This is a genomic window from Stappia stellulata DSM 5886, from assembly GCF_000423705.1.
GTDB lineage: Bacteria > Pseudomonadota > Alphaproteobacteria > Rhizobiales > Stappiaceae > Stappia > Stappia stellulata.
In genome coordinates this window covers 872,883-897,099 of record NZ_AUIM01000004.1, presented here as the reverse complement: position 1 = coordinate 897,099, position 24,217 = coordinate 872,883, and the positions used below count along the sequence as shown (strand labels likewise).

The window sequence follows — 24,217 nt, the reverse complement described above, 5'->3', positions numbered from 1 at the left end:
TGTCCAAAACGGATAAAACTTCTGCGGTATGGAAGCGGCGTCGGGAGAATGATCTTGGTATCTGATTGCAAAGGGGTGCGAACCCTTGGCCCTGGAGGATGAGGCGCAATCAGCACGAAAGATTTTCCATGGGAGGAAACACCATCATGACGCTCAAGCTCGCAGCCGCGCTCGTCGCGACCACCGCCCTCATCGGCGCTTCCGGTGTTGCACAGGCGGAGACCTACAAGATTGGCATCACGCAGAACAACGTCGGTGTCGACAGCTACCAGACCACCTATGAGAAGGCCTTCATCGCAGCCGCCGAAGAAAACGAGAATGTCGAGGCGGTCGTGCTCGATGCCGGCGGCGACGTCGCCCGCCAGATTGCCCAGATCCAGGATCTCATCCAGCAGAACGTGGACGCCATCATCATCTGGCCGACCAACGGCAAGGCGGTGGTTCCGGCCGTGCGCAAGGCCCACCAGGCGGGCATCCCGGTGATCGTCACGAATTCCAATATCGCCGAGGAAGGCTTCGACTTCATCGCTTCCTTCTCCGGTCCGGACAACATCACGCAGGGCGCGCGCTCCGCCGAACTGATGTGCGAGGCGCTGGACGGCAAGGGCCAGATTGTCCAGATCTCCGGGCAGCCCGGTTACACGACGGCGATCGAACGCGCCAAGGGCTTCGAGGACCGCCTTCCGGAGGTGTGCCCCGATGTCGAACTGATGGAAACGCAGCCGGGCGACTGGAACCGTGAAAAGTCCCAGCGTGTCATGGAAAGCTTCCTGGTGAAGTACGACACTATCGATGGTGTCTATGCCGGTGACGACAACATGGGCGTCGGCGCGCTCAACGCGGCCAAGGCGGCCGGACGCGCCGGTGATATTGCCTTTGTCGGGGCAACCAACTTCGCCGTCGGATACGAGGCGATGGCACGTGGCGAGTACTACGGATCGATCTACCAGTCGCCGGTGGACGATGCGGAGGCCGCATTGAAGACCGCGCTCGACGTTCTGGAAGGCAAGGACGTGCCGGATCTCAACTATTTCGACACGCCGAAGATCACCAAGGCGAACATGGACGAGTTCGACAAGCCCGTCTTTTGATCCTCCCGCCTGTGGCGCGGGTCCCTGTCGGATCCGCGCCGTTTTCTATCTCGTTCTTCCAATGAAGGGAGGTGCGTCATGGGACGTGTCTCGGGGCGCGCCTGTCTTGTGACCGGCGCCGCGCAGGGAATCGGCCGTGCCATTGCGGAGGCGCTGCTGGAGGAGGGCGCGGATGTCTGTTTCGCCGATATCAACGGCGAGAAAGCGGCGCATGTTGCAGCGGAAAATGCCGAACGCGCGTCGACGGGTGGCGGCAAGGTCATGTCCGCCAAGGTCGATGTGACGCAACGCAACGAGGTGCGCGACATGATCGCGCGTGCCGCGGATGCCTTCGGCCGGATCGATGTGAAATTCAACAATGCCGGCGTCAATCGGCCGATGAACTTCCTGGATGTGACGGAGGAAAATTGGCGGTTCATCATGGACGTGAACGGGCTTGGCGTTCTCATCGGCATGCAGGAGGCGGCGCGCCAGATGATTGCGCAGGGGGGAGGCGGAAAGATCGTCAACACCGCCTCTATCGCCAGCCGTCAGGGGTTCGACAATGTCGCGCCCTACTGTGCATCGAAGTGGGCGGTGGTCTCGCTCACGCAGTCCGGCGCCCGCGATCTTGCGCGGCATGACATCACCGTGACGGGGTTTGCGCCCGGGGTGGTGGCGACGGAAATGTGGGAGGAGGTCGACCGGGATCTGATGGCGATCGGCGCCTCCGAACGACCGGGCCAGGCGATGGAGGAGTTTTCTTCCGAGATTCTCAAGGGGCGGGTTGCAACGCCGGCCGACATCACAGGGACAACGACTTTTCTCGCGTCACGCGACAGCGACTACATGACGGGGCAGATCGTCATGATTGACGGCGGAATGACACTGGTCTGACGCCGAAACCGCCGCACGGACCGGCGGGTATAACCGCTGCAAAGACCGGCGGGACATAGGGGAGGAAACCGGATGGCGGACACACGCCTGAAAACCATCGGCGAGTTGCTTGCTCGACAAGGCATCCTGATCGCCTTTGCAATATTCTTGATCGGCTTCGCGGTTTTCAGCGATCGTTTCATGACACCTGAAAACCTTGCCACGGTGATCCGGCAGGCCGCCATCATCGGTGTCATGGCCGTCGGCGTGACCGTCGTGGTCATCGGCGGAAACCTGGACCTGTCGGTCGGGTCCATGCTGTCGTTTTCCACCGTTCTCGTCGTTGATCTCCACGACAAGATCGGTCCGGAACTGGCGATTGTCGTGATGCTCGGTGCGACGCTTGTGCTTGGGGCGGTCAACGGGTTTCTGGTCGGTGTGGCGCGACTGAATTCGTTGATTGTCACGTTGGGGATGCTCTCGGCGATCCAGGGGCTGACCCTGATCTACACCGGCGGCAAGAACGTCGATATTCTCGATCAGGAGACCACCTGGTTTGCGATCTTCGGGCGCGGCTACGTTGCCGGCATCGCGACGCCGATCGTCATGTTCCTCGGCCTTGCGCTCTTCATGCATGTGGTGATGGCCTACACTCCGTTCGGGCGCCGGGTCTATGCGGTCGGCGGCAACCCGACGGCGGCGGTGTTTTCCGGCATTCGCCGCTCGCGCCTGGTGTTTTCCACCTATCTGATTTCCGCCTTGACCACGGGGATCGCGGCCTTGATCCTGGGAAGCCGGGTGATGGGCAGTCAGAACAACGTGGGACAGGGCTACGAACTATTGGTTCTCGCCGGCGTGATCCTGGGCGGAACGTCGCTTCTCGGCGGCTCCGGCAACATTCTCAAGACCGTGATTGGCGTTCTCATTCTCGGGTTTATCCAGAATGGACTGCTGCTCATGGGCTATCCCTACTACGCCCAGTGGCTCGTGACCTGGGTGGTCATCATTCTTGCGGTCTGGCTGGACATCGCGGCGAAACGCGGCCGGCTGCTGTCGCCGATCGCCTGAGGAGGACACCATGGCGGACACCTCGAAAAACGCTTTCGTGACATGGCTGACGCGCAATCCGATCTGGGGCTTCATCGTCCTCATCTTTGCGTTCTTCAGCTTTTCGAACGAATATTTCTTCGACCTGCAAAATTTCCAGAACATCCTCGTCCAGACGTCGACGATAGGCCTGATCGCGCTGGGCATGACGCTCGTCATGATCAACGGCAACATCGACCTCAGCGTCGGGGCCGTGGTTGCGCTGGCGGCAAGCCTTGCCGTCGACCTGCAAAGCTGGGGCGTCTTCGCCGCCTGGGGCAACTGGGCGATCCTGCCGGCGGTGGCGGCGGCGCTGGCCTCCGGCATCGTGCTCGGCGCGCTCAACGGGTTCATTGTCTGGAAAACGGGCGTCGACGCCTTCATCGTGACACTGGGGGCGATGATCGGCGTGCGCGGATTGGTGTTCATCTACACCCGCGAGGAATCCTTCTTCGCGATGAACTTCGCCTATTCCGACTTCGGCGCGAGCTCGGTCGGCCCGTTGCCGACGCTCGCCGTGCTCTTCCTGCTCTTCACCGTCGCAACGCACCTTCTGCTGTCGCGCACCGTCCACGGGCGCAACACCTATGCGGTTGGCGGCAACCGGGACGCCGCCGTGAACGCCGGCATCCGGGTCGGGCCTCACATGATGATCAACTTCATGATCGTCGGCTTTTTCGCGGCACTTGCAGGCGTGACGCTCTCGTCGCAGATGGGCGCAGCCACGCCCAATCTCGGGCGCGATTACGAGCTTTGGGTGATCACCGCGACTGTGCTCGGCGGAACGAAACTGACCGGCGGCGCGGGCAACATCATCGGTACGTTCGGCGGCGTCCTCGCGATCGGCATCCTGCGCAACGGCATGAACCTGATGCAGGTTCCTGCCTTCTACGTCCTTGTCATTCTCGGCATGATCCTGATTGCGGTGCTGTTCCTCGACAAGCAGCTCAACCGACGCGGAAAACAGGAGTTGAAGACATGATGGCGCCGGTTCCCGCCCTGCGGCTCGAGGGCATCGTCAAGACCTTTCCCGGCGTGCGCGCGCTCGACGGCGTCAGCTTCGAGGTGCTTCCCGGCGAGGTTCACGCGCTTCTCGGCGAAAACGGGGCCGGCAAGTCGACCCTGATGAAGACGCTTGCCGGAATGCATCAGCCGAACGAGGGGCGTATCTACATCGAGGAAAAGCAAGTGGAGATGCGCACGCCGCTTGAGGCGAAGGCCAAGGGCGTGGTGCTGATCCACCAGGAGCTGAGCCTGGTGGAGGAAATGTCGGCGGCGGAAAACATCTACCTCGGCGAACTTCCCAGGAAAAGCTTCGGACGGGTCGACTGGAAGACGCTTTTCGCCAAAGCCGGCGAGATCCTCACGCGGCTGAACTGCAAGTTCGGTCCGCAAACCCGGGTGGGGGACCTGTCGATCGCCAACAAGCAGATGGTGGAAATCGCGCGTGCGCTCACCGTGAACGCCAAGGCGGTGATCTTCGACGAACCGACTGCGTCGCTGACGGATGCGGAGAAGGTTGTGCTCTTCGAGATCATTCGCGATCTCAAGGCTCGTGGCGTGGGCATCGTCTACATCTCGCATCGTATGGAGGAGATTTTCACCATCTCCGACCGGATCAGCGTCCTGCGCGACGGCACCTATCGCGGCACGCTGATCACGTCGGATACAAACGAGGACGAGGTGACGCAGTTGATGATCGGGCGCAGCCTCGATCTGTCGCGCAACGAGGAACATGTCGAGTTTGGCGGTGTGGCCCTTGAGGTGCGCGCTCTCAGCTGCGGATCGCTCTACCGGGACATCAGCTTTCACGTGCGATCCGGCGAGGTTGTCGGCTTCTACGGCCTTGTCGGTGCCGGCCGCACGGAGATTGCGGAAACGCTTTTCGGTCTGCGCACACCGAGCTCCGGGACGGTCCTTCTGGAAGGCAAGGAGGTGCGCCTGTCCTCTCCCGTCGATGCGATTGCCAACGGGATCTCGCTTGTTCCCGAAAGCCGCAAGGAGCAAGGGCTGGTGCTCGGCATGAACTGCCGGGACAACATCACCTTGCCCCAGGTGGATGATCTGACCGCAGGCCCCTTCGTCTCCGACGGCGCAGAGCTGGCAATTTTCGAGCAATATCGCGACCGGCTAGAGATCAAGACGCCGAGCTGGCGGCAGGCGGTCAAGAATCTTTCAGGCGGAAACCAGCAGAAGATCGTGATCGGCAAGTGGCTGGCGATGCGCCCCAACGTGCTCATCGTCGACGAGCCGACGCGCGGCATCGATGTCGGGTCAAAGGCGGAGATCCACAATCTGATCCGCGAACTGGCGCGCAGCGGCTATGCGGTCATCGTGATCTCTTCGGAAATGCCGGAAGTGTTGCATGTCTCCGACCGGGTCATCGCGATGTACAGCGGCGAGATCATCCGCGAATTCACTGCAGCGGAGGTGAACGAGGACAATCTCGTTCAGGCGATTTCCGGTATCCGAGCAGAGAAGGTGGCGTGATGCGGGTCGGATTTGCAGGTCTTGGCAGGATGGGCGCGCACATGGTGCGCAATCTGGTCCGCGCCGGGCACGAGGTTAGCGTCTGGAACCGCTCCCGCGACAAGGCAGAGGCGCTGGCCGCCGAAATCGGTTGTGGGGTGGCGACCACGCCGCGCGCGCTGGCATCGGAGACGGACGCGGTCATGACGATGCTCGCCGACGATGCGGCCTCGCAGGCTGTGCATGAAGCGGCCGACGGGCTTTTTGCCGGCGCGGGCGCGCGCTGGATTGTCGAAATGGGAACAATGAGTCCCGCGCATATCGAGGCGCTGGTCCAGAATGCGCCGCAGGGGGTGAAGGTGGTTGATGCGCCTGTTTCCGGCGCGACACAGGCGGCCGCCGACGCGCAGTTGATGATCATGGCGGGATGCAGCGAACGCGAGGGGGCGGAGCTTCGACCGCTTTTCGACGCGGTCGGCCGCAAGACCATCCACCTGGGCCGAGCCGGCGCTGGCGCTGTGATGAAGCTTGCCGTCAATTCACTTATCCACGGTCTCAACCAGACGCTTGCCGAAGCGCTGACACTTGCCGAGGCCTCCGGTATCGCACCGGAGCTGGCTTTCGACGCCATCGAGGCGTCGGCCGCCTGTGCGCCGATGCTCAAGTATCGCCGGCCGCTCTATCTCGACGAGCAGGCACATGCCGTGACCTTCACAGTGGCGCTTGCGCGCAAGGACATGGAGGTCACAGCGAACCTTGCCGACACATTGGGTGTCGCCATTCCGCAGGGAAAGGTCACGCTCGACAGGCTGCGCGCGGCGGAGCGTCGCGGCTATGAAGGCCGCGACATGGCGGCGATGGTGAATTTCATGCGTGAGGAGAATCAATGAAAGCGGTTTTGTTCGTAGGCGGATGGGAAGGACATGCACCCACCACCTTTTCCGACTGGTGCGAGGATCTTTTGCGCAAGGAAGGTTTCGAAGTCGTGGTTCACGACACGCTCGCGCCCTTGGCCGATCCCGAAAGCCTTTCCGATGTCGACCTGATCGTCCCGATCTGGTCGTCGGCGCGTTCGTCGCATCAACCCGAATTCGGCAACATGACGAAGGCCGAGGAAGATGGCCTCCTGCGTCTGATTGCCAACGGATGCGGTCTTGCGGGATGGCACGGGCACATGGGCGATGCGTTTCGCGACCGCCCCACCTATCACTTCCTGATTGGCGGGCAGTTCGTCGCGCATCCGCCGGGCTGGCCGGACAATGCGGTCCCCTCGGACGACTTCGTCGACTACGACGTGACGATCACGCGCCCCGGCGACCCTGTCGTTCAGGGCATCCGGAGCTTCCGCCTGCATTCCGAACAATACTACATGCTCGTCGATCCCTCCAACGAAGTGCTGGCGACCACGACCTTCTCAGGCGATCACCTGTGGTGGATCGAAGGAACGGTCATCCCCGTCGTGTGGAAGCGGCGCTGGGACAAGGGGCGGGTGTTCTACTGCTCCATCGGCCACACACTGGACGATCTCAAGGTGCCGCAGGTGAGCGAGATTATTCGTCGCGGAGCGGTTTGGGCGGCCGAAGGCAAGGCGCTTGCCGACTGAAACCGGCTGCGGGGCATATTCTCGACGCAATGAACATTCACGTTTTCGGAACTTTTCGTTGCCGGACTGCGTTCGCAGACAGGATGCCGCCCTGCGGCGAAAAGGCGGCCGACGGTCTCGTGGCGAACTGTCGGCCTTTTCATTTCATTGCGAAAGGACCTTTGAGATATGAAATCCGAAAACGTGAACGGTGCGAGCCTGGAAACCTGGGATGTGGACGAGGTTGCCGGCGCATTGGGGCGTCACGATATCGTTCTCATCGATGTGCGCAGCCCGCAGGAATTCCTGATCGAGCACATCGAGGGGGCCTTGCTCTCGCCCATCGCCTTCTTCGATCCGAGTTTTCTTCCGCGCGACACGGACCGGCGGATCGTCCTGCATTGCGGGTCCGGAATGCGCTCGGAAAAGGCCGCGCGCGCCTGCCTGGAGGCCGGCTTCGAGCGGATCGCGCATCTGGGTGGCGGCATGGGTGCATGGAAATCCGCCGGACAGCCTTTCGTCGGGACGGACATGTCGACGGGGGCGCCCAAACGCATGACAGCGGGATAGGCATCCGCATCGATTTCCGTGTCTTCGTGCAAAACCGGGATGAGCCCGGTTTTGCATCCACGCGCCTCCATCTGCGGGCCGCCCGGCGCCTAGACGAGCGGCCGGGCCACACCGGAAGCAGTGCGGTGGGGCGCTGTCATTTCAGGATTTGAACGACGGTATGACGCCTGGCCCGCGAGCGTGCGTCAATCCGTGACGGTGGCATCGCCCACGCAGATCGCGTGGGCGTCACCGTCGCGCACGCTGAGGCGGACGATTGCGTTTTTGTGATCGAGCACCTTGGCAATGCGCCCTTCGACATGGATCGAGGCGCCCACGGGGAGCGGCCTGAGAAAACGGGTCTGAAGCGTGTGGATCGTGAGGTCCGGGCGCCAGGCCAGCAGGGCTGCCTCGAACTGGCCCATCACCAGCATGCCATGCACGATGGTGCCGGGCAGGCCGACGCTTTGTGCGGCGGCGTCATCAAGATGGATGGGATTGCGATCCCCGGAGGCTTCAGCGTAGGCCGCAACCTCTTGTGAGGAGAGCGTGCGCGGTTCACTCGCGGGCAGCCGATCTCCGACGGCGAACGCAGGGCGTACCTCACCCATCCGCCTGCTCCTTGCGGTTCACATACAAGACGATCTCGGCGGTGAATTCTTGAAGGAGCGTGCCGTTATCGTCATGGACACGACCGCGCAGGACCAGTCGGTCGTCGCGGTCGGGATTGGTGTGCCAGTCGAGCGCAACCCGGTAGCGGCGGTCGCGCTCGAGCGCGACGTGATAGGTGAAAGCCTGTGCCTGGTGAACGAGCATGGCACCGCGTTCGCGTGCGATCGCCTCGATCCGCCCGCCGGATTCAGCGCCTGCAAAGACCGTGAAGGCATAGGTCGCCGGCACGTGGGGGGGCGAAAACGGTGCTGTCGCCCCGCCGGAAAGCGCGGCGGCGAACGCGTCGATTTTGGCGGAGGCGGTGTCGAGCACCGCATCGGGCAAGGCGGTCCACTGCGGTTCGCGTGTTTCGGGCAAGGTGGTTCCTTCAGCGGAAGGCGCGCAACGCCAGCGTGGCATTGATGCCGCCGAAGGCGAAGGAGTTGCTGATCGCTGCCGACATGGAATGCGCGCGTGCCTCGTTCGGAACGGGGTCGAGGTCGCACTTGGGATCGGGAGCCAGCCAGTTGATCGTCGGCGGCGCGATCTGGGCACGCAATGCCTCCACGGTCACGACCAGTTCGATGGCCCCGGCCGCGCCGAGTGCGTGACCGTGGATCGGCTTGGTCGAGGAGACCGAAAGGGACGAGAGCCGGTCGCCGAACACCTGACGCAGTGCCCGGGTCTCGGAAATGTCGTTGAGGATCGTGCCGGTGCCATGGGCATTCACGTAGTCGATCTCGTCGGGAGCCAGTCCGGCGTCCTGGAGCGCGGCGGCAATGGATCCGGCAGGGCCTTCGACCGTGGGGCGAAGAAGGTCGGCCGCGTCGCTCGTCGTGCCATAACCGGCGATCTCGGCAAGCGGTGTCGCCCCACGGGCAAGCGCGTGTTCCAGTTCCTCGATCATCAGGACGGCCGCCCCCTCGCCGAGCACCATGCCGTTTCGTTTGTCCGAGAACGGTCGACAGGCTTCGGGAGCCATCACCCGCAGGACTTCCCACGCGCGGAAGGTGGAGGGCGTCAACAGGGCCTCGCTGCCACCGACCAGGGCCGCGTCGATGATGCCGGCGCGAATCATCTGAAGGCCGTAGCCGACCGATTGGGTGCCCGAGGCACAGGCGCTGGAGATTGCAAGCGACGGTCCGCGCACGCCATACCGCATGCTGATCTGAGAGGCGGCCGCATTGGGCATCACCTTGGCGATTGTCATCAGATCGGTGCGGTCGTTGGCGACATAGAAGTTGTAGTTGCCATCATCCGTCGTCCAGGCGCCGCCAATCCCGGACCCGATGATCGCGCCGGTGCGCGGCCCGAGCGGCGTTGCGGTGTCGATGCCGGCATTCCGCAGCGCTTCCTCGGCAGCGACAAGTGCCAGCTGGGCGAAGCGATCGGTGGTCTTGATCTGCTGAGGGGTCAGGTGATCCGAAGGTTCGAAACCCTTGATATGGGCTGCCTTGGTGATCCTCTGGCGGGGGTAGCGGTCGAAACGGATGTCCGATACGCCGCTTCGCCCGTCGCGCACGGCCGTCCAGAGGCTTTCCACTCCACGTCCTGCAGCCGTGATCGCCCCCATGCCGGTGACAACAATTCGGCGTGTCTGATTGGTCACGCAGCGTCTTCCTTCATACGAGCCGCGAGAACCTTCAGGAAATCGCCCACCGTCTCCGCATCTGCCAGATCGCCATCGACGGGAATATAGACGCCGAATTCTTCTTCGATTGCCATCAGAACGACGACCATGTCGGCGGACTGGATGCCGAGTTCCTCGAACGTCGCATCCGGCTTGAGCTTCTCACGCTCGACCATGCCTTCCTTCGCGACGAGATCCAGCAAGCGATCAAGCGTCGCGGGGTCAATCCCTTCGGCCATCTGTTCCATCTCGTGCCTTGTTCCCTGATGTTCCGAATTCTTGTCGGCTGTCATAAAAGGTCGCGCGCCCCGGTTCCACAACGAATTTTCACAAAACCGGCGGTTGGCCGCGATTTCCCGAGGGCTTGCCCGCGAAAAGCCGTGCCGAGAGGTCTTGTCATCGCATTGTTTCGTCCGCTATTCACAATCGACGGTGCCGTCTCGCAACAAAAGCGAAGCGGCAGGGCGGTGCTTGGGTGGTCGGTCGCGATATGCGGCATGTGACGCAGGTTGTCTCGAATGCGGGAAAGGGCGAGGATGTCACGACGTGGCGGGGCAAGCGAAGGTGTGCTTCTCGGATTGTTGCTCAGCGTGCCGGTCGTTGCCATTCCCCTGTTTCAAATTCCAATGATGATCTGGGCTCGCTGGTCCTTTTATCAGCGCCACCCCGACTACGTCCAGCATAGCGCTCCAACCATTAGCCGTGCAATTTCCGATCCCGCCATCGGGGGACCCTTTTCGATGATGATCCTGGCAGTCACGGTGGTGGTGCTGCTGGCGCTGGTTCCGATCTTCCATGGCTACCGGATGGCGATCGAAACCCGGTTCGCGCAGGATCCGGCGCTGCGCCGTTTGCTGACCGCGCGCGTGTGGCTGGCGATCGGCCTGCAGGTTATTGGCAGCGCCGGGATGGTTGTTTGCACTCAATACACCTTCGCGAACAACCACGACCTTCATATGTTCGGCAGCTACTTGTTTTTCGTCGGACAAGCCGGCGCTATCGCAACGAGCGGCTTCCTTTGCGCCCGGATCGCGACCGCCGGGCATCTTGCGCCCGACGCGCCGTTTGCATTGCTGCCGCATATGAGCCGTGTGCGCAAACGGGCCGCGCAGGTCGTTGCTGGCATGGCCGCCGCATATCTGGTGCTCTTCGCCATCAAGGGCATCGAGCTGCCGGTACCGGAATACACGATCTATTACGTCTATACCGTTCAGGAGATCCTCACGATTTCCTCCTTCATCGTCTATCTCGCTCTGTTCGCGCCCGATATCTTTGCAATCGGTCGCTCGCTTCATGCCATGCGCACAGCGCCCCAGGCCGCAAGCCAATAGCGCACGGCACCGGATATCGCCTCCGCCGTTTGCTGGCGTCCGCTCGGGTCGGGCGGTGTCAGTCTTGCGCGGACGGTGTGGTGGCGGCGCGTGCAAGCTCCGCGCTTCGGCTTTCGATGGCATCCTGCAACCGCGTCTCGAACGCCTTCGCGTTGAGACCGGGTGCAATTGGTGGCAGCACTTCCACAACAATGCGTCCGGGATAACGCCACAGGCTCCGCCGCGGCCAGAACACGCCCGAATTCAGCGCCACCGGAACACAAGGCGCCTTGAGAGAGCGGTAAAGAGCAATGAGGCCGGGCTTGTAGTCCGGCGGAGCAAGCGGGGTTCTGCGGGTGCCCTCGGGAAAGATGACGACGCTGCGTCCCTCGTCGAGCCGCTTTCGTGCGTCGCGCATCAGGTTCATCAGCGCGGCCGCGCCGGCTGCCCGATCGATGCGGATATGGTTCAGCCGCCACATGGCCCATCCGGCCACCGGGATCAGGGTCAATTCGCGTTTCAGCACGAAAGCCGGGTCATCCAGGATGACTTGAAGGGCGATCGTCTCGAAGGCCGACTGGTGTTTGGAGGCGATCAGGCAGGGGGTAGTCGGCAGGTTTTCCCGCCCGCGCACTTCGTAGGACAATCCGGTCAGGACCTTCAGGGCCCAGAGCCAGAAGCGAACGAGGCGCCGGACGACGGCCAGGCAGCAGCTGCGCGGCAGCACAAGCAGGACCGTGAAAGGGGCTGCGAGCACCAGGGTCGTCAGCACGAGCGCCAGAAACACGAGCGAGCGCAAGGCCACGCCCAAGCCCGGCCAGCGGCGTGCGCGCGGAGCAGGGAGCATTTCGCTTGACCCTGGCGCATGTCTGTCCATCGGGTTCAGCCCCGCTATCTGACGGCAGGGGTGCGGGCGGCTTCGACGGTCATGCCCGCGGCCCGATCTCGATTGCGATGTCGGCGACGCCCTCGATCATTCCCTTCAGCCGATCTCCGGGACGGATCGCTCCAACGCCGGCCGGGGTGCCGGTGAAGATCAGGTCACCCGGCGCAAGGGTGACAGACGTGCTGCACAGGGAGACGACATCGCGAACGGGCCAGATCTGGTCGGCAAGATCCGCGTCCTGGCGGACTTCGTCGTTGACCGAAAGTGTGATGCGGCCGGTCGTGGGGTGGCCGATCCGCGCCGCCGGCACCAGTGGCGACACGGGCGCCGATCGATCGAAGCCTTTCGCCCAGTCCCAGGGGCGCCCCATCTCCTTTGCCATCTTCTGAAGGTCGCGCCGGGTCAGATCGATGCCCGCGCCATAGCCCCAGATGTGCGACTCGGCCGCGTCCGGTGAAATGTCGGCACCGCCGCGACCGATGGCGACGACGAGCTCCATCTCGAAATGCAGGTCTTCCGTCAGCGGCGGATAAGGGATGACCCCGCCGGCATCGCAGACCGCATCCGCGGGCTTGGTGAAAAAGAACGGCGGTTCGCGATCCGGATCCTTGCCCATTTCCCGGGCATGAGCGGCGTAATTGCGGCCGACGCAAAACACGCGGCGCACCGGAAAACGCTCGGCCATCCCCGAAATCGCGACGCTAGGCTGAGGCAGGGGAGCAAATACGAAGGACGTCACCGCGGTCTCCTTGGCAGGGGCGGTCCGCACTTGCGAAAACGGCGGACGCGAAAAGGAAGCCCGTTTTCTTAGGAGAGTTCCGTGCCCCGGTCCAGCGCTGCAACCCTCCCGCCGCTCGGGAAGCGCCCATTGTAATCAGGCTGTTGCAGTGCAACACTGCCCTTTCCAGCAGGGGTGGTGACATGAGCGGTTGTATCGTTTCCGTAGCGCAGCAAAAGGGCGGGTCCGGCAAGACGACGCTTGCGGCCCATCTTGCCGTCGCGCTTGCGCGGCGTGGCGAATTTCCCGTGGCGTTGATCGATGTCGATCCGCAAGGGTCGCTCGGCACGTGGTTCGAGGCGCGCGAGGAGGTTCTTGGCGAGAACCAGACGGGTCTGACCTTTCGGACCTCCAGCGGATGGGGCGCGCGACGTGAGGCCAGAACGCTCGCCCGCGATCATGGCGTGGTCATCGTCGATACGCCTCCGAAGACGGATTCCGATGTGCGCCCGGCCATTGAGGCGGCCAATCTCGTGGCGATCCCGGTGCAGCCGACGCCCGTGGACATCTGGGCCACCGGTCAAACGGTGGAGATTGCCCGGCGGGAGGGGACCGACGCGCTCGTTGTCCTCAACCGGGTGCCGCCGCGGGCGGCCCTGACCTTGGAAATGCTGGAGGCCATCGCGGAGCACGGATTTCACACCGCGGCTGCACGTCTTGGCAATCGGACCGCCTTTGCGGCGTCCATGGGGCGGGGCCTTACGGTTCAAGAGACCGATGCGCGCGGCAGGGCGGCGGAGGAAACGGTGGCTCTGGCGGTCGAAATCGCCGACATGCTGGATCTCGACTGATCGGGGGGGCGCGTCGGCTGTAGGGCGATCACCCCTGCCGGGCGGCCTTGTCCAGAATGTCCAGGACCGCGTCGCCGTTCAGCGCATCAGGCAGTTCAAGGAAATCGGCGTGGCGGTGCAACGCGGCTTCCAGCATTCGGTCGTAACGGGTCTTGGGGACTTCGCGGGCGCCGAATTGGGAGAGGTGTCCGGTCACGAATTGCGTGTCCAGTAGCGTGTAGTTGCCTGCGATGAGGCGTGCCGCCAGATGGACAAGCGCGATCTTGGACGCGTCGCGCTCGCGGGAAAACATGCTCTCGCCAAAGAAGGCCGCGCCCAGGGACACACCGTACAGGCCGCCGACCAGCAGCCCGTCACGCCAGACCTCGACAGTGTGGCAGTGGCCCATGTCGAAAAGTGCGCCGTAGAGCCGGCGGATTTCGGAGTTGATCCAGGTCTTTTTTCTGTCGTCCTGCGGCTCGGCGCAACCGTCGATCACCAGCTGGAAGTCGGTGTCGACCCGTACCTCGAAGACGTCCTGGCGGACAGTCCGGCGCAAGCGCTTGGGAATATGGAAAGTCTCCAGCGGAAGCACACCCCTGTGCTCCGGTTCGATCCAGAAGAGGTTCGGATCATCCGCCGATTCTGCCATCGGGAAGATCCCGCAGGCATAGGCTTTCAGGAGCACCTGCGGAGTGATGACCAGCTGATCGGACGTGTTGGCGGCCATTGGATCCTTCCCGTCGGGCAACGTCGCCATGCAAGAGCGTGACCCGATGATGCGCATGAACCACGCGTTGGCGCCGCATCCGGAAGCGCCATGCCATGATGACGCTCCCGCAATGCCGTTCAGCCGCTTCGCGCTTCCTGACCGTTTCTCGCGCGTTCGGCGTCAGTCCGTCTCGTCGACCGCCAGATACTTCTCGAGCCAATGGATATCATACATGCCGTTGGCGATGTCCTGATTGTCCACCAGATCGCGGAACAAAGGGATCGTGCTGTCGATTCCGTCCACGACGAACTCATCGAGGCAGCGGCGCAGACGCATCATGCATTCCACGCGGTTGCGGCCGTGCACGATCAGCTTGCCGATCAGGCTGTCGTAATGTGGCGGAATCTTGTAGCCCTGATAGACGCCGGAATCGACGCGAACCCCCAGCCCGCCCGGCGGGTGATAGTAGCTGATGCGGCCCGGCGAGGGGGCGAAGGTCCTCGGGTTTTCGGCATTGATCCGGCACTCGATGGCGTGGCCCTCGAAGGTGATGTCCTCCTGGCGCAGCTGCAATTCGGCGCCCGAAGCGATGCGGATCTGCTCGTTGACCAGATCGATGCCGGTGATCATCTCCGTCACCGGATGCTCGACCTGGAGACGGGTGTTCATTTCGATGAAATAGAACTCGCCGTTCTCGTAAAGAAACTCGATGGTGCCGACACCACGGTACTTGAGCTTGCGCATCGCCGCGGCGACGACTTCGCCGATCTTCTTTCGGCTTTCGGCATTCAGCGCCGGGGAGGGCGCCTCTTCCCAGACCTTCTGGTGCCGCCGCTGCAGGGAGCAGTCGCGCTCGCCCAGATGGATGGCGTTGCCGCGTCCGTCGCCCAGCACCTGGATTTCGATATGGCGCGGCTTGCCGAGATACTTCTCCATATAGAGCGCATCGTCGCCGAAGGCGGCCTTGGCCTCGGAACGGGCCGTGGAAAGCGCCGTATCGAGGTCGGCTTCGCTCAGAGCAACCTTCATGCCGCGGCCGCCGCCGCCGGCGGCGGCCTTCACGAGCACGGGATATCCGATTTCGCGGGCAATCGCGTGAGCATCGTCGGAGGGCGTAACGGCACCGTCGGAGCCTGGAACCACCGGGATGCCGAGCTTCTTGGCGGTCAGCTTCGCTTCGATCTTGTCGCCCATGATGCGGATATGCTCGGCCGTCGGGCCGATGAAGGCGATCTTGTGCGCCTCCAGGATTTCCGCGAAACGGGCATTTTCCGACAGGAAGCCGTAGCCTGGGTGGACGGCATCTGCACCGGTGATCTCGCAGGCGGCGAGAAGCTGCGGGATGTTCAGATAGCTGTCGCGCGCCGCCGGCGGGCCGATGCACACGCTTTCGTCGGCAAGACGCACATGCATCGCGTCGGCGTCGGCGGTGGAATGCACCGCGACGGTCTGGATGCCGAGTTCCTTGCAGGCGCGCAGGACGCGCAGCGCGATCTCGCCCCGGTTGGCAATGAGGATTTTGGAAAACATTGTCTGGCTCCCCGTCACTCGAGGATGACCAGTGGCTCGCCGTATTCCACCGGCTGCCCGTCTTCGACAAGAATGGCCGTGACACGGCCGGCGCGCGGGGCGGGAATCTGGTTCATCGTCTTCATCGCCTCGACGATGAGCAGCGGATCGCCGGCGGCAACCGTATCGCCGATCTCGACGAAGTTGCGTGCGCCCGGCTCTGCGGCGAGATAGGCCGTGCCAACCATCGGTGAGGGCACGGCACCGGGATGCCCGGCCGGGTCCGAGGTCGCCTCGGCCGGTGCCGCAGGCGCCGCCGGCGCCGGGGCGCTGGCTGCGGGGGCGGCGACGGGGGCTTCGATGCTGATCTGACGGGCCACGCGGACGCGGAAATCGTCGCGCTCCAGCTCGATTTCACTCAGGTTGGTTTCGTCGAGCAACACAGCGAGCTGGCGAATGAGATCCTGATCGAATTTGTTTTTCTTGTCCGACATTGGCTTTCTTGAACTTTTCTCGGTTGGCAGATGCCGGCGTCACGGCCTGATGACTGTCGAGAGCGCTTCCAGCGCGAGTCGATAGCCCGTGGCGCCGAAACCGCAGATCACGCCCAGGGCGACCGGCGATACGTATGAGTGGTGTCGAAATGCCTCGCGCGCAAAGACGTTGGACAGATGCACCTCGACGGTGGGTATTTCCGCCGCCCGGATCGCATCATGCACCGCGACGGAGGTATGGGTGAAGGCGGCCGGGTTGATCAGCAGGCCCTGGGCGAGGTCGCCCGCTTCCTGGATCCAGTCGACAAGCACGCCTTCATGGTTGGTCTGGCGAAAGTCGATCTCGATATCGAGATCCTCGCCGACATCCCGGCACAGGCGCTCGATGTCGCCGAGCGTCGCCGAGCCGTATGTCGACGGTTCGCGTGTCCCGAGCCTGTTGAGGTTCGGACCGTTGAGAACGAATACAGAAGCGGACATGCCTACTCCGCAAGGGGCCGCGCCGCGCTGACACGGCGCGATGATCAACGCCCCTTATAGGCACTCCATGAGGCAAGGAAAAGACCCGACATTGCCTGCATCCGCATTCGAATCAGGACAAAGCCGGGTTTTCGTGTCTCAGCAGGCCGCTTCGCCGCAATTCCGCGTGGCCTCAATGCCCTGCTTCAACCGGTCGTAGCCGACCGCTCCCATCATCACCTCGTCGCCGATCACATAGGCGGGCGTGCCGTTGAGGCCGAGGCGGCGGGCCAGCGTGTAGACTTCCTCGATCGTGGCATTGACTTCCGGGTCGTTCATCGCGGCGTCAAGGGCTTCGATCTCGAGACCGGTGTTTTTCGCCGCCTCGATTGCAGATGCGCGGTTCGCCTGTCCGCGCGCGCTCATGAGTTCGCGGTGGAACTCCAGGTACTTCTCCGGTGCCACCGCATTGACGGCAACGGCCACCCGGGCCGCCTCGACGGATCCTTCGCCCAGAACCGGGAACTCCTTGAGGACGATGCGGAGTTTGTCGTCTTCCTCGAGCAGGCGCATCATGTCAATCATGGCCCGCTTGCAGTAACCGCAGTTGTAGTCGAAGAACTCGACGAGCGTCACGTCGCCGTCCGGATTGCCGAGTTCCACCTGACGGGTGGAATTGAACAGCACGTCGGAAACGGTGGAGACGGCCTGTGCGCGCGCTTCGTTGGCGGCCGCGACCTCCCGCCGTTCGAGTTCCTCGAAGGCTTCTCGAATGATGTCCGGGTTTTCCAGAATGTACTCGCGGACGATCGTTTCCACGTCGCCGCGCTTCAGCGGTGCGTCCTGTGCCTGGGCAGGTGCCTGCAGCATGACAACCGTCATCAGCGTCAGCATGGCCAGCTTCAGCGGCGCCGTGAGGGCGGTTGCAAGATTGGTGTTCATCTGTGTCTCCAAAAACGGGTCCAGACCCGTGGGGCTCCATGGCCCGATGTGAGGTGCCGGACGGATTGTCCGGGTCGAGGGCGTGGCTAAGCCGGCGATGGTGTGCCGACCCCTGATCGGGACCGTGAGGTCCGGTTTCGCGCGACTAGCGCCGCTTTGCGAAGTCGGGCGGGTTATACGACACGATATCATCTGCCTGTAGCCACGCGGGCGTTCCGCGCTTCAATTTTTTTTGTGCGCGGGCGGCATAGCGTTTGGCAGCGCGGAAATCGCCGCGTGCCATCAGTCCGCGTGCGGTCGACAGGTCCGCATCCGCCGTCTTGCCCTGCCGGCCTTGCGCAATGGCGAGCTGCGAATATCCGATCGGCGAATTCGGGTCCATCTGAAGGCCGGCCTTGAGAATGCGTTCGGCCTCGGGCAGCAGGCTGTCCGTGTTGGAGGCGACAAGTGCGAACCCGAGCCAGATGTTGAGCTGGCCCTCGCGCGGGCGCAAGGCTACAGCCTTCCGGAACGGAGCGACGGCCGCCTTCGGATTTCCCGATTCCAGCAGGGCCTGTCCCTTCAATTCATGAAAATAGGGATTGTTCGGCTGCCGGCGGATGAGGGCGTCGATGGCCTCGACCGCTTCGCGCCGGCCGCTGGTGCGCATGGTCGCGACCGCGCGGGCGTAGTCGGCGGCAAGCGAGCGGTCGGAGCGCGGATAGGCGCGTGCCACCGCATTGGGGTGGCTGGTGAAGGCCATGAGCTTCGCGCGCACCATGTCGTGCCGGGCCTGGAGCGCCGGATCCGCCGGCTTGTTGAAGTGGCGGCTCTGGCGCGCCAGCGTTTCGAGGGCCTTGAGGCGCTCGCGCGGCATCGGATGGCTGATGGAATAGGGATCGGTGTATTGTGCGGAAAACAGGTTTTGGTCGGCGAAGCGGCTGAAGGTCTTCAGCATGCCCCTGGCCGATTGTCCGGTCTTCTCCAGGAATGTGAGCGCGGCGCGGTCGGCGACGGCTTCCTCGCCCCGACGATAGGCAAGCAGCGTGCGCTGCGCCAGTCCGGCGCCGGCGGTCACCGCGCCCGCGCCACCGCTTGCCGAGCCCGCCGCAGCGGCCCCCGCGCCGAGAAGGGCGCCGATGGCGGCCATGATCTGGGCGTTCGCCAGCGCCTGGCGCAGGCGAACCAGATGATTGCCGGTGATATGGCCGGTCTCATGTGCGAGCACGCCGATCACCTCGCCCGGTGTCTCCGCGTCGAGGATCACGCCAACGTTGATGAAAATGCGTCGCGCATCGGCGACGAAGGCGTTGAAGTCGTTTTGGTTGACGAGAATGATCTCGACCTGCTGCCTTGAAATGCCGGCCGCATCGAAGATCGGCGCGGCGTAGTCGCGCATCAGTTCCTCGGTTTCGGCATCGCGCACGAGCGGCAGGCTGCGTTGCGCCTGCGCCGGTTGCATGATCGACGTCACGCCGATGAGTGCGGCGGCCGCAACTGCGGCGATCCGTCGACCCAGCGGCAGGCGGACCGGGGCGCCCGGCCTGCGGGAGCGCTTTTCGCATGTGCAGCTATGGATGACGGGCGATCCGGGGGCGGACTGGCAACGGCTCATCAATCGGGTTTCCTCGTCTGCAACTGGCACATCTCCCGGCGGGTGTCCGGCTCTGGCATCGGTCGACGTCTCGCCGGTTCCTGGCCAATCGCCTGTGCCTTGCGATCGGCTGCCGGCGACGCGCGGATCTGGACACGGACGCTCCGGGAGGGTAGGGAGCCGCATCTCGACGGTCAACCGAGCCGCCAGAACATGCGAATGTTTCCCTGTCTCATAGACGTCGGGAATGCGGCGTTACCTTGACAAGGGCGTCGTGTTCACGCGTCTCGGTTTCCGTTCTTGTCTTCTCGCGCGAGGTTACACAGGATGCCGCAGTCCTCCAGACGTTCCGAAGTCGAACCGTTCCTTGCAATGGACGTGTTGGCCAAGGCCAACGCACTGGAAGCTGCCGGGCACGAGATCTTGCACATGGAGGTCGGGCAGCCGGGCGCCAATGCGCCGGCACGGGTGGTCGAGGCGGCACAGGCAGCGCTCTCCGCCGGGCGGCTTGGCTATACGGAAGCAAGGGGACTGCCGGTGCTTCGCTCGGCGATCGCCGCCCATTACCGTGACACCTACGGCGTCGATGTACCGGATGGACGCATTCTGGCAACGACGGGGTCTTCCGCCGGGTTCAATCTGGCCTTTCTGGCGGCCTTCGATCCGGGCGACCGGATCGCCATCGCGGCCCCCGGCTACCCCGCCTATCGCAATATTCTCAAGGCACTTGGCATCATTCCCGTCGAGATCGAGGTCGGCGCCGACACCCGCTGGGCCTTGACGCCGGAGCTTCTGGAGGCCGCGCACCGCGAGGCGCCGCTCAAGGGCGTGCTCGTTGCATCGCCCGCCAATCCCACCGGCACCATGATGACGCCCGAGGCGCTCAAGGCGCTGGTTCGGGCCTGCGACGACATGGGACTCTGGTTCCTGTCCGACGAGATCTATCACGGCCTGGTGTTCAACGGCCGACAGGAAACGGCGCTCGCCTATAGCGACAAGGCGATCATCCTCAACAGTTTTTCCAAGTATTACTGCATGACCGGCTGGCGCATCGGCTGGATGGTGCTGCCCGAAGCGCTGGTGCGTCCGGTCGAGCGCATCGCCCAGTCGCTTTACATTTCGCCGCCGGAGCTGTCGCAGCGCGCCGCGGCCGTTGCCTTCGAGGCGACCGCGGAACTCGAGGCGATCAAGGCCGGATATGCGGCGAACCGCGAGCTTCTGCTCAAGCGCCTCCCGGCGCTCGGCTTCACCGAGATGCTGCCCGTCGACGGGGCCTTCTACTGCTACGCCAGCGTTCGGCCGTTCTCCAACGACAGCGTTGCCTTCGCAGAACGGATGCTCAACGAGGCCGGGATTGCGGCGACGCCGGGACCGGATTTCGATCCCGTCAACGGCCGCTCCTACATCCGGTTTTCCTTCGCCGGCGACAATGCGGTGATTGAGAAGGCAATGGCCCGGCTGGAAGAGTGGTTGCCCACGGCTGGTTAGGAGCGCGCGCCAGCGCAAATCCTCGCGACGCATGCAAAAAGGGGCGGATCGCAATCGATCCGCCCCTTTTTGCATTTATCGTCGTGGGCGATGCCCGTGGCTCTTGAAGAGACGACGGATGCCCTTTCAGAAGAAGCTGCGGCGCTGCCACCAGCCAGAGCGCTTCGGCTCCGGATCTTCATCTTTTTCAGTGGATCCGTCACCGGCGACGGTCTCACGGACCACCACGGGCTCGGCCGGTGCCACCGGTTCGACCGGTTCTGCGGCCGGGTTTTCTGCGACAGCGGGTTCTTCGCTGTCCGGCATTGCCGGCGCAGCCGGTTCTTCTGGCGCTGCGACAGTCTCGTCCGCGGCCGCTGCCATGGGCTCTTCGGTCGCAGCCGGCTCTTCCGCCGCTGCCGGTTCTGCGGGTGCTGCTTCGCTCGTTTCAGCGTCGCCGCCGGAAGTCGCGGTCTGCGTCTCCTGCGGTGCGTCCTGTGGCTCGGCGGACTGGGCTTCGTCGCTTGCCGGTGTCACGGCTTCGGCATTGACCTCGCCATTGCCGGAGCCGTCCGAGGCCTCGGCGGACGTCTCGTTGCCCTCGCCATCGCGCCGGCTGCGGCGTCCGCCGCGACGGCCACGGCGACGCTTGCGGCGAGCGCGATCCTCGTCGCTTTCGTCCTCGCCAGCGCTTTCGGAGGCAGCACCGGCATCGCCGGTCGACTGGTCGTCGTCGCCATTTGTCTCGGCATCGGCCTGCTGTGCGTCATCGCCCGAAGGCTTGCGGCGCCGGCGCCGGCGCCGACGCTTGCGGTTGTTGCCGTCCTCGTCCTGGGTGTCCTCGCGCGCGGAGCGTTCGCGCGGAGCCTCCTCCTGGTCCTGACCCTCATCCTCGTCTTCGTGCTCGATCACGATCGGCTCGATGCTCGACGGCTGGACCATCGGCGGGGCATCGTCCGGGCGGGCTTCGATAAGCTCGCCGCGCTCCAGGGCGTAATGCTGGCCGTTGTCCATGGCACCGGCCTGAACATCGATCTCGAGGCCGAAGCGCGCTTCGAGATCCGACAGATGCGAGCGCTTCTGATTGAGAATGTAGAGCGCGGCTTCCGTCGTCGTACGGACGATCAGATTGTGCGTGGCGCCCTTCAGGAGCTGGTCTTCCAGCGAGCGCAGAACATGCAAGGCCACCGATTCCACCGACCGGATCATGCCCGTGCCGTGGCAATGCGGGCAGGGGGTCATGGAGCTTTCCAGAACGCCCGTGCGGATGCGCTGGCGCGACATCTCCAGAAGGCCGAAGTGCGAGATCCGCCCGACCTGGATGCGGGCGCGGTCGTTCTTCAGGCAATCCTTCATCTTGCGTTCGACGGCGCGATTGTTCTTGTTCTCTTCCATGTCGATGAAATCGATCACGATGAGACCGGCAAGATCGCGCAGCCGCAGCTGACGGGCGACTTCCTCCGCCGCTTCCAGATTGGTCTGGACGGCGGTGTCCTCGATGTTGTGCTCGCGCGTCGACTTGCCCGAGTTCACGTCGATGGCGACTAGCGCTTCCGTCTGGTTGATGACGATGTAGCCGCCGGATTTCAGCGTCACCTGCGGCGAGAACATCGCATCGAGCTGCGATTCGACCATGAAGCGCGAAAAGACCGGGGTGGCGTCCTTGTAGGGCTGGACGTTCTTGGCATGGCTCGGCATGAGCATGCGCATGAAGTCCTTGGCCTCGCGGTAGCCCTCGTCGCCCGCGACAAGGACCTGGTCGATATCCTTGTTGTAGAGATCGCGGATCGAACGCTTGATCAGCGACCCCTCCTCATAGACGAGATAGGGGGCCGAAGACTGCAGCGTCAGGTCTCGAACATTCTCCCAAAGCCGCATCAGATATTCGAAATCGCGCTTGATCTCGGCCTTGGTGCGGCTTGCGCCCGCGGTGCGCAGGATCACGCCCATGCCCTGCGGCACTTCCAGTTCCGATGCGATCTTCTTCAGCCGCTTGCGGTCGGTCGGATTGGTGATCTTGCGGGAAATCCCGCCACCACGTGCGGTGTTCGGCATCAGGACCGAATAGCGGCCGGCGAGCGACAGATAAGTCGTCAGCGCAGCACCCTTGTTGCCGCGCTCTTCCTTGACGACCTGAACCAGCAGGACCTGCCGGCGCTTGATCACTTCCTGGATCTTGTACTGCTTGCGATGGCGGCGTGCGCGCTGCGGCACTTCTTCCATCGCGTCCTCGGCGCCGACCGATTCCACGTCGGTTTCGTCGTCGGAGCTGTTTTCCGTATCGGAGCCGGCGTCGTCGTCCGACGGCGTCTCGTCGCCGGACACGCTTGCGTCCTCGGTCTCGGCCTTGGCGGCCTTGCCCCGGCGGCGCGACGGTTTGGCCGGCTTTTCGGGCGCCTCGTCCGCGTCGTTACGCCGGGCGTCGGCTTCTTCTTCCTCGAGAAGCGCCTGACGGTCGGCGACCGGGATCTGATAATAGTCGGGATGAATTTCGCCGAAGGCGAGGAACCCGTGGCGGTTGCCGCCGTAGTCGACGAACGCCGCCTGAAGCGACGGCTCGACCCTGGTTACCTTCGCCAGATAAATGTTGCCGCGCAGCTGTTTGCGATTCGCGGCCTCGAAATCAAACTCTTCGACCCTGTTGCCACGCACGACGACAACCCGGGTCTCCTCCGGGTGCGCGGCGTCGATCAGCATTTTGTTTGCCATAGATGGGGATCTCCACGACCGTCGCGTCGGGGCGGCGCTGATTGCGCGCCCGAATGTGCGAAACACCGGCCGTTCTGTTCTTCATTGTGAATGTTGACGGTGTGGCGCGCTGCGCGGCGATGCGAACGGAGGAGCCCGTGCCGCAGAGGGCAGGTCCTTGTCCGTTGCGGATCGTCTTCGCGCAAAGGTTCATTGCAGCGCCTATTCTGACCATATGTATCGCGTGCCTGCCTAAACGACCGGCCGGTATTGAAAAAGGCAGACGATTCGCGTCTGCTGATGGGCGCCTGCAACTGGCGGGCGCGAACGGTTGCCTCCGGATCCACCGCTCCGTGTGACCGCTTTCACCGCTCCGTCCACCTGGCCGCATGTTCGATGGCGGCGTCGGCGGCGGTTGCGGCAAGCGTGCACGCGGTTCGTTCGCCCGATCGGGTTCCGCAGCCAATTGATCTTTCGCGGATGACGCAAGGACAGTTGGCTTGACGGGACGCCGTTCAAGGGACCAAGACATCCCGGCTGGAATCAACTCCGAGACCGGGACCCGTTCACTTCCTTTTACGGGCGTGAGCCGGCGATGGCAAGTATGCTCGCAAGGCCGGCCCGCGCGGTTTGCGGCGCGTGCGTTGATCCGTCTATTGTCAATGAAAGGTTAACTTGCCTATGACTAAGTCTTGGTCGGGGGTGTTGTGGGGTGG

General features: G+C 63.6%; 24 protein-coding genes. 11 read left to right on the top strand and 13 right to left on the bottom strand.

From position 1 onward, the window contains the following. The first annotated feature begins 146 nt into the window (after nt 1-146). The 8 genes from G572_RS0104335 to G572_RS0104300 all read left to right on the top strand — a co-directional run bounded on the left by G572_RS0104335 (nt 147) and on the right by G572_RS0104300 (nt 7,653). Nucleotides 147-1,091 carry a sugar ABC transporter substrate-binding protein gene (locus G572_RS0104335; protein WP_029057430.1) on the top strand — a complete coding sequence of 315 codons (945 nt, stop codon included), beginning with the start codon at nt 147-149 and terminating at the stop codon, nt 1,089-1,091. A gap of 78 nt (nt 1,092-1,169) precedes the next feature. Next, nucleotides 1,170-1,967 (top strand): SDR family NAD(P)-dependent oxidoreductase, encoded by a 798-nt coding sequence (locus G572_RS0104330; protein ID WP_029057429.1) that lies wholly within the window; start codon nt 1,170-1,172, stop codon nt 1,965-1,967. A gap of 72 nt (nt 1,968-2,039) precedes the next feature. Continuing rightward, nucleotides 2,040-3,014 carry an ABC transporter permease gene (locus G572_RS0104325; protein ID WP_029057428.1) on the top strand — a complete coding sequence of 325 codons (975 nt, stop codon included), beginning with the start codon at nt 2,040-2,042 and terminating at the stop codon, nt 3,012-3,014. 10 nt (nt 3,015-3,024) lie between these two features. Beyond that, nucleotides 3,025-4,014: an ABC transporter permease gene (locus tag G572_RS0104320; protein WP_051241584.1), complete on the top strand. Its 990-nt coding sequence runs from the start codon at nt 3,025-3,027 to the stop codon at nt 4,012-4,014. Continuing rightward, the gene (locus G572_RS0104315) at nt 4,011-5,522 is read left to right on the top strand and encodes a sugar ABC transporter ATP-binding protein (RefSeq protein WP_029057426.1); all 1,512 of its coding nucleotides are present in this window, start codon (nt 4,011-4,013) and stop codon (nt 5,520-5,522) included. Before G572_RS0104320 ends, G572_RS0104315 begins: the two co-directional genes overlap by 4 nt. After that, complete coding sequence (locus G572_RS0104310) at nt 5,522-6,391, top strand: NAD(P)-dependent oxidoreductase (RefSeq protein WP_029057425.1); 870 nt, start codon at nt 5,522-5,524, stop codon at nt 6,389-6,391. The genes G572_RS0104315 and G572_RS0104310 overlap by 1 nt, the downstream gene beginning before the upstream one ends. Continuing rightward, nucleotides 6,388-7,104: a ThuA domain-containing protein gene (locus G572_RS0104305; RefSeq protein WP_029057424.1), complete on the top strand. Its 717-nt coding sequence runs from the start codon at nt 6,388-6,390 to the stop codon at nt 7,102-7,104. The genes G572_RS0104310 and G572_RS0104305 overlap by 4 nt, the downstream gene beginning before the upstream one ends. Nucleotides 7,105-7,272: 168 nt before the next feature. Further along, on the top strand, nt 7,273-7,653 hold the full coding sequence (locus G572_RS0104300; protein WP_029057423.1) for a rhodanese-like domain-containing protein: 381 nt from the start codon (nt 7,273-7,275) through the stop codon (nt 7,651-7,653). A 185-nt stretch (nt 7,654-7,838) separates the two neighbouring features. Here G572_RS0104300 and G572_RS22450 read toward each other — a convergent pair whose 3' ends face one another. From G572_RS22450 to G572_RS0104280, 4 genes are read right to left on the bottom strand one after another with little or no spacing between them, the layout of a single operon-like run. Then, nucleotides 7,839-8,243, bottom strand: coding sequence for a MaoC family dehydratase (locus tag G572_RS22450; protein ID WP_037545277.1), 405 nt, complete (start codon nt 8,241-8,243; stop codon nt 7,839-7,841). After that, nucleotides 8,236-8,661, bottom strand: a complete 426-nt coding sequence (locus G572_RS0104290; RefSeq protein WP_029057422.1) for a hypothetical protein — start codon at nt 8,659-8,661, stop codon at nt 8,236-8,238. The genes G572_RS22450 and G572_RS0104290 overlap by 8 nt, the downstream gene beginning before the upstream one ends. A 10-nt stretch (nt 8,662-8,671) precedes the next feature. Beyond that, on the bottom strand, nt 8,672-9,892 hold the full coding sequence (locus G572_RS0104285; protein WP_029057421.1) for a beta-ketoacyl-[acyl-carrier-protein] synthase family protein: 1,221 nt from the start codon (nt 9,890-9,892) through the stop codon (nt 8,672-8,674). Next, nucleotides 9,889-10,152, bottom strand: a complete 264-nt coding sequence (locus G572_RS0104280; RefSeq protein ID WP_037545800.1) for an acyl carrier protein — start codon at nt 10,150-10,152, stop codon at nt 9,889-9,891. Before G572_RS0104280 ends, G572_RS0104285 begins: the two co-directional genes overlap by 4 nt. Nucleotides 10,153-10,449: 297 nt before the next feature. Here G572_RS0104280 and G572_RS22445 point away from each other — a divergent pair, with 297 nt between their 5' ends. Next, a complete protein-coding gene (locus G572_RS22445; RefSeq protein ID WP_029057419.1) occupies nt 10,450-11,244 on the top strand; it encodes a Frag1/DRAM/Sfk1 family protein in 795 nt (264 codons plus the stop codon). Nucleotides 11,245-11,302: 58 nt separating this feature from the next. Here G572_RS22445 and G572_RS0104270 read toward each other — a convergent pair whose 3' ends face one another. Together G572_RS0104270 and G572_RS0104265 are read right to left on the bottom strand one after the other, a co-directional pair. Further along, nucleotides 11,303-12,070, bottom strand: coding sequence for a lysophospholipid acyltransferase family protein (locus G572_RS0104270; protein ID WP_051241578.1), 768 nt, complete (start codon nt 12,068-12,070; stop codon nt 11,303-11,305). 79 nt (nt 12,071-12,149) lie between these two features. Then, entirely contained in the window at nt 12,150-12,848 is a 699-nt protein-coding gene (locus G572_RS0104265) for a fumarylacetoacetate hydrolase family protein (protein WP_029057417.1), read from the bottom strand. Between the two features lie 182 nt (nt 12,849-13,030). Here G572_RS0104265 and parA point away from each other — a divergent pair, with 182 nt between their 5' ends. Continuing rightward, nucleotides 13,031-13,678: a ParA family partition ATPase gene (gene parA / locus G572_RS0104260; RefSeq protein WP_029057416.1), complete on the top strand. Its 648-nt coding sequence runs from the start codon at nt 13,031-13,033 to the stop codon at nt 13,676-13,678. A 28-nt stretch (nt 13,679-13,706) separates the two neighbouring features. On the opposite strand, the gene aat is transcribed toward parA, so the two are convergent. The 6 genes from aat to G572_RS0104230 form a co-directional block, all read right to left on the bottom strand. Beyond that, entirely contained in the window at nt 13,707-14,387 is a 681-nt protein-coding gene (gene aat / locus G572_RS0104255; RefSeq protein WP_029057415.1) for a leucyl/phenylalanyl-tRNA--protein transferase, read from the bottom strand. 162 nt (nt 14,388-14,549) lie between these two features. Continuing rightward, nucleotides 14,550-15,899: an acetyl-CoA carboxylase biotin carboxylase subunit gene (accC, locus tag G572_RS0104250; RefSeq protein ID WP_029057414.1), complete on the bottom strand. Its 1,350-nt coding sequence runs from the start codon at nt 15,897-15,899 to the stop codon at nt 14,550-14,552. 14 nt (nt 15,900-15,913) lie between these two features. Next, the gene (gene accB, locus G572_RS0104245) at nt 15,914-16,372 is read right to left on the bottom strand and encodes an acetyl-CoA carboxylase biotin carboxyl carrier protein (protein WP_029057413.1); all 459 of its coding nucleotides are present in this window, start codon (nt 16,370-16,372) and stop codon (nt 15,914-15,916) included. A 39-nt stretch (nt 16,373-16,411) separates the two neighbouring features. Next, nucleotides 16,412-16,852: a type II 3-dehydroquinate dehydratase gene (gene aroQ, locus G572_RS0104240; RefSeq protein WP_029057412.1), complete on the bottom strand. Its 441-nt coding sequence runs from the start codon at nt 16,850-16,852 to the stop codon at nt 16,412-16,414. 138 nt (nt 16,853-16,990) lie between these two features. After that, nucleotides 16,991-17,773 carry a DsbA family protein gene (locus G572_RS0104235; RefSeq protein WP_029057411.1) on the bottom strand — a complete coding sequence of 261 codons (783 nt, stop codon included), beginning with the start codon at nt 17,771-17,773 and terminating at the stop codon, nt 16,991-16,993. Nucleotides 17,774-17,918: 145 nt separating this feature from the next. Next, nucleotides 17,919-19,367, bottom strand: coding sequence for a M48 family metalloprotease (locus tag G572_RS0104230; protein WP_084649863.1), 1,449 nt, complete (start codon nt 19,365-19,367; stop codon nt 17,919-17,921). 306 nt (nt 19,368-19,673) lie between these two features. Here G572_RS0104230 and G572_RS0104225 point away from each other — a divergent pair, with 306 nt between their 5' ends. After that, nucleotides 19,674-20,834, top strand: a complete 1,161-nt coding sequence (locus tag G572_RS0104225) for a pyridoxal phosphate-dependent aminotransferase (protein WP_029057409.1) — start codon at nt 19,674-19,676, stop codon at nt 20,832-20,834. Nucleotides 20,835-20,960: 126 nt separating this feature from the next. Here G572_RS0104225 and G572_RS0104220 read toward each other — a convergent pair whose 3' ends face one another. Then, nucleotides 20,961-23,522: an Rne/Rng family ribonuclease gene (locus G572_RS0104220; protein WP_029057408.1), complete on the bottom strand. Its 2,562-nt coding sequence runs from the start codon at nt 23,520-23,522 to the stop codon at nt 20,961-20,963. Nucleotides 23,523-24,217: the final 695 nt, after the last annotated feature.